This is a genomic window from Planktothrix sp. FACHB-1355, from assembly GCF_014748295.1.
Lineage (GTDB): Bacteria > Cyanobacteriota > Cyanobacteriia > Cyanobacteriales > Aerosakkonemataceae > Aerosakkonema > Aerosakkonema funiforme_A.
Genome location: NZ_JACJUP010000190.1, coordinates 1 through 8,015, shown reverse-complemented (window position 1 = coordinate 8,015; position 8,015 = coordinate 1). Strand labels below are relative to the sequence as shown.

The 8,015-nt window shown below is 46.8% G+C and carries 7 protein-coding genes; all 7 read right to left on the bottom strand.

Annotation, left to right across the window (positions count from 1 at the left end):
• Positions 1-1,743 (bottom strand): SpoIIE family protein phosphatase (locus H6S82_RS10915; RefSeq protein ID WP_191056219.1); only part of this gene is annotated, 1,743 nt, incomplete at its 3' end.
• A 109-nt stretch (positions 1,744-1,852) separates the two neighbouring features.
• Complete coding sequence (locus H6S82_RS10910) at positions 1,853-2,287, bottom strand: ATP-binding protein (RefSeq protein ID WP_190461288.1); 435 nt, start codon at positions 2,285-2,287, stop codon at positions 1,853-1,855.
• 155 nt (positions 2,288-2,442) lie between these two features.
• Positions 2,443-2,793, bottom strand: coding sequence for an anti-sigma factor antagonist (locus H6S82_RS10905; RefSeq protein WP_190461290.1), 351 nt, complete (start codon positions 2,791-2,793; stop codon positions 2,443-2,445).
• 88 nt (positions 2,794-2,881) lie between these two features.
• The gene (gene glgX / locus H6S82_RS10900; protein WP_190461292.1) at positions 2,882-4,999 is read right to left on the bottom strand and encodes a glycogen debranching protein GlgX; all 2,118 of its coding nucleotides are present in this window, start codon (positions 4,997-4,999) and stop codon (positions 2,882-2,884) included.
• A 3-nt stretch (positions 5,000-5,002) separates the two neighbouring features.
• A complete protein-coding gene (locus H6S82_RS10895; protein WP_190461294.1) occupies positions 5,003-5,341 on the bottom strand; it encodes an STAS domain-containing protein in 339 nt (112 codons plus the stop codon).
• Between the two features lie 155 nt (positions 5,342-5,496).
• Positions 5,497-7,320, bottom strand: a complete 1,824-nt coding sequence (locus tag H6S82_RS10890) for an AGE family epimerase/isomerase (protein WP_190461296.1) — start codon at positions 7,318-7,320, stop codon at positions 5,497-5,499.
• A gap of 61 nt (positions 7,321-7,381) precedes the next feature.
• Positions 7,382-8,015 (bottom strand): DJ-1/PfpI family protein (locus H6S82_RS10885; RefSeq protein WP_242056902.1); only part of this gene is annotated, 634 nt, incomplete at its 5' end.

Sequence of the window (8,015 nt, the reverse complement as noted above, 5' to 3'; positions counted from 1 at the left end):
AAGAGTTTCCAGCAATGAGATTGCAGAAGAAATCGGCGGTTCCACCAGCGAGAGCAGTTGATTTTCTGTAAAGAATTTCGCTTCTGTATCTTTAGCCTCTGGAACACCATCAGTGTAGCTGATCAAAATATCTCCTGGCTTTAATTGAGCTTGTTCGACTTTAAATTTTAGGTTAGGCAGCATTCCCACCGCTGGCCCTGTGGGTTTGAGGCGTATTTTTGTACCATCCGGACTCATGATAATGGGCGGTTCGTGACCGCCATTGACGTAGTTCAATTCTCCGGTTTTGGGATCGAATACGCCAAAAAACATAGTGGCGAACATATTTGTCCGGCTGTGGTTGGTGGCGATGTAGTTATTGGTAAACTCCATCGCATTTTTTAGAGCTGTGCGATCGTCAGAATAATCTTGTTGTGCGATCGCCCGAATCAAACTGCGGAACAAAGCCATAAATAGAGCCGATCCCACTCCCTTGTCGCAGACATCGGCAATTACCACACCTATTTTGCCATCAACTAGAGGGAAAGAATCGTAGAAATCGCCTGCTACCTGACGAGCGGGTTCAAAAACTGCGGCAATTTCCCAACCTTCTGGCTGCGGTAGCGTTTCTGGCAGAAAATCTTTCTGAATCTGCCGTCCTTTTTCGATTTCGCTTCTCGCCATTGCCGACTTGACTTGTACGTCAATCAGTTCTTGCAATTGCTCTGCCATTTTATTGAAAGCAACGCCAAGAGTTCCCAGTTCATCTTCTCGGTCAATCTTGACTCGGCGGTCTAAATTACCTGTGGATATTGCTTTTGCTTCCACAGTCAGTTCCTTAATCGGACGCACCAGAGTGCTAGCCAACCACCAAGTTATACCGCCAACTGCCAAAGCTCCGAACACTGCCAAAACCGAAGCAAGTTGTCCAAAGCGCGTTGCTTCCTGCAACACTTCGCTCTCTTGCTGTTTTACTACCACACCCCAGCCATTTTGTAAAGGAATGATATAGGAGAGCCAATTTGTGCCTTGATCGGTGAAGGAAAAATTACCTGTTTTCCCTTGTAACAAAGCTTTCACTGCTGGTTGGGTACTGACGTTGAGAAGTTTAGCCGTAATTGATGGGTCGGGATGAGCGATCACGACACCCTTGTTATCTACCAGAAAGGCGTAACCGGTTTTTCCCAAACTAACTGTACCGACTTCCTTCGCTACTTCTGTCAAGTCTGTACAGGAAACTACTACTCCCTTTATGGGTCTCGGTGCTTTGTCCTCCCTAATCGGAGTGGACAAACATAGGCGCGGTTTATTCGTTGTACGGCTGATCAGGGTCTGACGAGTGATAGTCTTTCCGGCTATTGCACCCTTGAACCATTCGCGATCTTTATAGTTAGATGTATCCTGTTTGTCGCTAGTCGATGTAACTTTGCCTGTTGTGTCAGTGGCGGTCAGCGTAGAATTTTTATATACGCTCACCATCTTAGTTAGAATGGGTTTCTGCTTTGCTGAGTCCATACCGATAACGTCGGGTTGCTGGCTCAGGTTCCGCAGTGCCAGAGTTTTGCTTTCTTCCCATTTGCCCACAAATTTAGCTAAATTTTTGCCTTTATCGGCCAACTCTTTCTTTGCGTCTTTACGCAATATCTCGCCCGCGTACCAACTCGTCACTAATATGCCTATCAACATAGGAGGAATCACCGCAGCCAGTAGCAAGACTGTCATACGGAATTGCAAAGACCCGGAGAATAATTTTTTTATGTCCATAGTTTATTTTTAATTGTTTTTTTTGCAAATTTGGTATGTGAAACTTTAGTATACAGTGTTCAGCAGTCAGCAGTTGTTAATTTTTTTACTGCTAACCGCTGATATTTTACTACTGAGCATTAGCCGTGGTTCGCTTGACGACAAAGGTGTTGCGATTGCGATCGCCCACTCTTTCATAGAAGAACTTATCGACGCCTTGAATGGCCAGATAAACTCCTAACCCCCCAATAGGTCTCTGTTCCATTGGCAGACCAATTTTTTCTTCCTCCAAGGATAACTTAGGGAAAGGATCGAAAGCCGTTGCGGTATCCTCGACAGTAATAGTCAGGCTGCTATCGTCGAGATCGGCCATCATATAAACATCTCCTTGGAGATGGTTTTCTTCATAGCCGTGGATAATAATGTTGGTGGTTACTTCATCAACTGCCAAACGCAGTTTATAAGATGCTTTTTTATCCAATCCAGCTGCATCGGCAGCCGCCATAACGTATTGAGCGATCGCGCTCAAAGAGTCTAGATTTCCAGGTACAGTTAAAGATTCCATAGACAGCAGTCAGGTTTCAATCTTTCAGGATTAATTGGGAATTTCTGATTTCGGATTTTATATTTTTAATTTCCATCCAGAATTATTTTAGATTTTAGATTTTAGATGGCAAATTTAAAATCTAAAATCTAAAATCTAAAATCGGCAATCTCTAATTATTGTTCGTACTTTTCTGGCTCGTCTTTCTCCAACAAAATCACACCCTGAATGAAACCGGTCTTTTCCAAAGTATCCAGCACACCTTCTTGAGGAGCGACAACGTAGATGTCAACATCGGTACCCATCTTTTGCTTTGAAAAGATCAGCACCCGCAAACCTGCGCTGGCCATATAATTGAGCCCTGACAACTTCAAAACGAGGCGTTTTGCACCCTCATTAGCCGCTTTTTCCACTTCAGTTTTGAAAGTAGGTGCTGTACTCGCATCCAAATCTCCAGACAAAGTGATTATGCCAATTTTGACATTCGAGGCAGATGTTTTTGTTTCCAACGTTACGTCCAAAGCCATTATTTTCCCCTTATCTTAGTGAATTGATTGGAAATTTCAGATTTCAAATTTGAAATCTAAAATCTGAAATCGTTTCTTTTTCTTTGTTTTACTTACCGACGAGAATAAGCACAGAGCGCGAGCCCAGCAACAATCCCGACTGATTTTCCAGCATCGGTTCAAAGCCCGGTTCCCAGATATCATCGGGTGTAGGAGCTCCCGTGTTGGCAAAAACGTGCCACTTCATACCATCTGGCAAACCTGGGATTCCAAACCAAAGAGCTTCCCAGTGCATATTCATGGCGACGTAGACGTAGTTATCCTCAACCGTCCCCGCCTTCGCGTGTTTGCCGCAGAGCATAAAAGCGAGAGCGCGACCCGACCAATCTGCATTCCACGCCTGAGTGCCGTGCCAAGTAATATCGGCATAGCCGCTCCCCATATAATCCCTGTTGCTGAAGTGGTATTTACTTCTCAACACCGGATGAGCGTGACGGAAGGCAATACAGTTCTTGAAAAAGCGGAACAGGTCGGCGTTTTTCTCCAAAAGCGTCCAATCCTGCCAATTTAGCTCGTTGTCGTGGCAATAAGTATTGTTGTTGCCGTACTGGGTGCGTCCCACCTCATCGCCCATGAGAATCATCGGCACACCAGTAGAAACCATCAGCATAGCCACAGCATTTTTGACCTGCCGCTTCCGCAGAGCGTTGATGCCAGGATCGTCCGTTGGCCCTTCCCAACCGCAGTTCCAACTATCGTTATCGTTGCTACCGTCGTTGTTGTTTTCGCCGTTGGCTTCGTTGTGCTTATAGTTGTACGAAACCATATCCATCAGCGTAAAACCGTCGTGGGCCGTGATGAAATTAATCGATGTGGCTGGCCCGCGACCTTCCCAGGCATAGAGGTCTGGCGAACCGGTCAGTCTGGGTGCCATTTCCCCTGCGGAAGCATCGCCCTTGAGGAACTTACGCGCAGTGTCCCGGTATTTACCGTTCCACTCTGCCCAACGTCCGAATGCGGGGAAAGAACCGACTTGGTAGAGCCCACCAGCGTCCCAAGCTTCGGCAATCAGTTTGCACTTAGCCAAAATCGGGTCAAAAGCCAGAGTCTCTAACAAAGGCGGATTGGGGAGAGGAAAGCCCCTTGGGTCGCGCCCCAAAATCGAGGCCAAGTCAAACCGGAAGCCATCGATGTGATATTCTGATGCCCAGTAGCGCAAACAATCCAGCACAATGTTGCGGACGATCGGATTGTTGCAGTTGAGCGTGTTGCCGCAGCCGCTAAAGTTATAGTAATAACCATCCGGCGTTAGCATATAGTACGTCTTGTTGTCAATCCCCCGAAATGAAATATAAGGGCCGTACTCGTTGCCTTCTGCCGTGTGGTTGAACACCACATCGAGAATTACTTCCATGCCGTTTTTGTGCAGTTCTTTGACTAAAGTTTTTAACTCATCAACCTGCATCCCCAGTTTGCCGGTAGCGGCGTAACCGGCCTTGGGTGCAAAAAACCCCACCGTACTGTAACCCCAGTAATTGAGCAGCGTTTCACCGGGTCTGACGGGATTGGGGCGCGAATTCTCAAATTCATCGAATTCGTAGACGGGCATCAATTCGATCGCATTGACGCCCAACTCTTTGATGTAAGGAATTTTGTCCTTAATGCCAGCAAAAGTGCCGGGATGCTTCACCTGGGAGGAAGGATGCTTGGTAAAGCTGCGGACGTGCATCTCATAGATCACCAAGTCTTCGGGCGGTATTTCCAGGGGACGGTCATCGCCCCAGTCAAAGTCATCTAAAGCGATGCGAGCGCGATGGTGATAAATATCGCTCCAGTCTGGCGTTTCTCCCCAAACATCCCGACCGCCAATCAGCTTGGCGTAGGGATCCATCAGAATTTTACTGGAGTCAAACCAGTGGCCTTCCTTGGGATTAAAAGGCCCATCCATGCGGTAGCCGTATTCGATATTTTCGTAATCCAGGTCGAATACGATCATGGAAAAAACATTGCCAATCCTGAATTCGTCTGGAAACGGAATTTCCGCCATCGGTTCCTTGGCGTGCTTTTGGAACAGCACCAAGATACAAGATTTGGCGTAAGAGGAAAAAATTGAGAAATTGACACCACCGGGCACTAGAGTAGCCCCGAAAGGAGATGGACGCCCCCGACGCAGCTTGAAGTCGCCGTATGTATGGGTGGGATGAATATCAATACGTCCGTAATCCATTGCCTACCCCTTGAGGATTTCTAGCCCCGAATCAACTGTGTCACATCTAGTGAAATACTCCAAGAAGCCAGTAACGGACATGGTGTCCTGAATTTGCTCAGAAATCCCCACCAGCACCAGTTTCCCTTTGTTACCATCTATCTGCCGATACAGCGAAAGCAGCATTCGCAAGCCTGCACTGGAGGTATAGGGAACCTTGGTCATATCTAGCAGAATTTTGCTTCCCGCCACGGCTAACGGTAAAATTTCCCCTTGGGCTTTGGGTGCGGTGCTGGCATCAATGTCACCGACCATTTCCACCACTGTTACTTCATCTGGAAGCGTCTTTATATTGATGTCCATTTTTTGATTTGGGATTTGCAATCTTGGATTTTCGATTTTCTTCGGAATAGGGAATAGGGAATTGCCAATCCCAAATTTTAGATTTTCGATTCATATTGAAATCTCAAATCTAAACTCTGAAATTGCGATTCCCCAATTCCCAATCCCATCCTCACCTATTTGGGAACGATTTGCACTTTAACTTTGACTCGTTCTTGCGTGTCTGGCAGCTTGACTGTCAGGCCATCGGCATCAAAATTGGTGTACTCTTCATCGTTAATCCAAACTTTACCAATTGCGATGCTGCCTGGAGGCAGAATATCTGGGGATACGCGCAGGGTATTGTCTTTGAACCCTCCCGGTATCGGCTTGAAGTAGAAGTCCATCGGGTGCTTGAAGATGAGCAAGTTTTGGTAAATTGCTGCCAAGTAGCACAATTCCGTCGAGTGGTAACCGCTCATGGAGTGGCTGCCCTTATACCGTTCCGTGCCCATCAGGAAAGGCAGACCGTTTGCCAGGACGTTGAAGTAAACGGCACCGTCGTCATGATCGAGGAAGTGGGCGTTGTAGAAGGCACAAGCTTCGCGGGCGTGACGCAAGTATTCGGGGTCTTTCTCAATACCGTGCAGGATCAAATAAGCTAGGATAGCTTGTTCTTGTTGCCACCAAGCTTTGCGATCGTGCCAAACAAAGCGGTGCTGTTCTTCGCCCTCACCTAAGACGCGCTCTACCACATCGTACCAACCGCCGCGCTGTTGGTCGCTGCCTGCTGCTGGCATGATCGAGGCAATCTTTTTGGCAAAGTCTACGTATTTATCTTTGGGTTTGAGGCTTTGCATCCGCATCAAGTTCCAGGCAATCTTGAGGTTGTGCCCAACAACAGCGCGGTTTTGTTGCCAACCCCAAGTTTTATCGTGGCTCCAGTCTTCGTAGAATTTTTCTTGAACAAAGGGGCTGTTATCGTAGTCAGGGAAGTAGGCTTCGATCGTATCGAAGGTGTACTCCAGCATATCGGCATATTTTTGTTCGCCGGTAGCCAGATACAAGTTGATCAGATACGCTGGTGCGTGGTCACCCACTGAGTTCCAATTCTTCCGACCTTGGTTGCGACCCAGCGATTCCGCACGCGGGTCGAGCGTAATTGGGTCGAGGTGGGAAAAATATCCACCCTTCTCTTTATCTAAATAGAATTTGTCAAACAAATCTATAGTCATGTCCGCATCTTTGAGGATGCGCGGGTCGCCACTAGCCCGGTAAGTTTGCATCGGGCCAGCTAAGGCGTAAATTTGTTCGTAAGCCGGGATACAATCGTAGTCGTCGCTAAACTCTGAGGTGAGGAGTTTTTGCTCGCGATTGCCGGTTACCTTAACACCGTGATACCAATAAATCAGGTTTTCATCAGGGTCGTAAAACCGCATATGATCCCGCAAGTATTCAGTGCCTTTTTCAGCAGCTTCTAGGAAGCGGTCATGGCCGGTCAGCATAAAAGCTGAGGCAAAACCGTAAACCAGTCGGGAAACAGTATCGGTTTCTTGCAAGAAGTCTTGCTGCTTTTTCGTACCAGCTAGGTTGAGCATGGTGCGATATTCGCGGTAGTCGATTTCCTTATTGGGATAATCAAATTGCCACTTCAGGTAAGAGTCAGCAATGGAGCGAACCTGTTTCACCCACCAATCCGGTTCTTCGTGGCGATATTTGTCGGGAGCTTCGCCGGGAAACACAAAAGATTTAACATCAAATTTGTGACCGTCGCCCTGGGGATAAAAGACACCGTATGCGAATACGTGTTGACCGGGAGATAATAATTCGCCAAGTCGTTGAGTAGCATCAATGTAACCTTCTTCCAAGTTCTGGGAAATCCGACCCCAGGTAGTTGGAGTTAAATGAGCTGTATATTCTCTCCCATCTGATGTTTTGATGCCAAATGATTTTTCTTGGCGGTTAAAGTGGGTGACATACCCCCCGATCGTATCGGAAAACGAAAAACTCATATGATCCATTGGAATCGCCTCCTGGATGAGTAAATTAACTTGTGGAAACTTTTATGCGATCGCCAGCGGGTTAACCGGCTGCTACCGTCTGCTTTTGTTCCGCTTTCTCAATTTCTGCTACGAAAGCTTCCATAAATTCGTCTACAACGCCTGGATGCTTACCCGTAATCAGATTGCCATCTATGACTAGATCGGCGGTAACTTCACCTTCGTATACTACGTCGCCACCTGCATTTTCAACATCGCAGATGATGTTGTGGGCACAGGTAACTTTGCGACCTTCCAGTAAGTCGCGATCGGCGCAGAAAAGCCATAAACTATGACAAATTGTGCCTAGTTTCACATTCTCCGCACTCATAGCTTTCCTGAGAAAAGCTACTGCTGGAGCTTGATTTTTTTGGCCTTTCTTTACGGAAACTTGATATCTCAGACGATCCATTGCATAGGCACCTATACAAATAATGCCTTTGTACTCAGATGGCTCGACATCGTTAATTTCTTTGGTGACTGTGACATGAAACTCAATTTGGTCATTTTCTGGGTTAGAGCCGAATTTTAATGATTCGTTTCCCCACAAGTGGGAAATGTACTCTACCTCATAACCTCGTTCTGGAAAGAACTCATAGAAGCGGCGATATTCGGTGGCATCGAAATGTTCTTCAACGATTACGCCGATTTTGCCTTTACTCTCAGATGTCATGCTT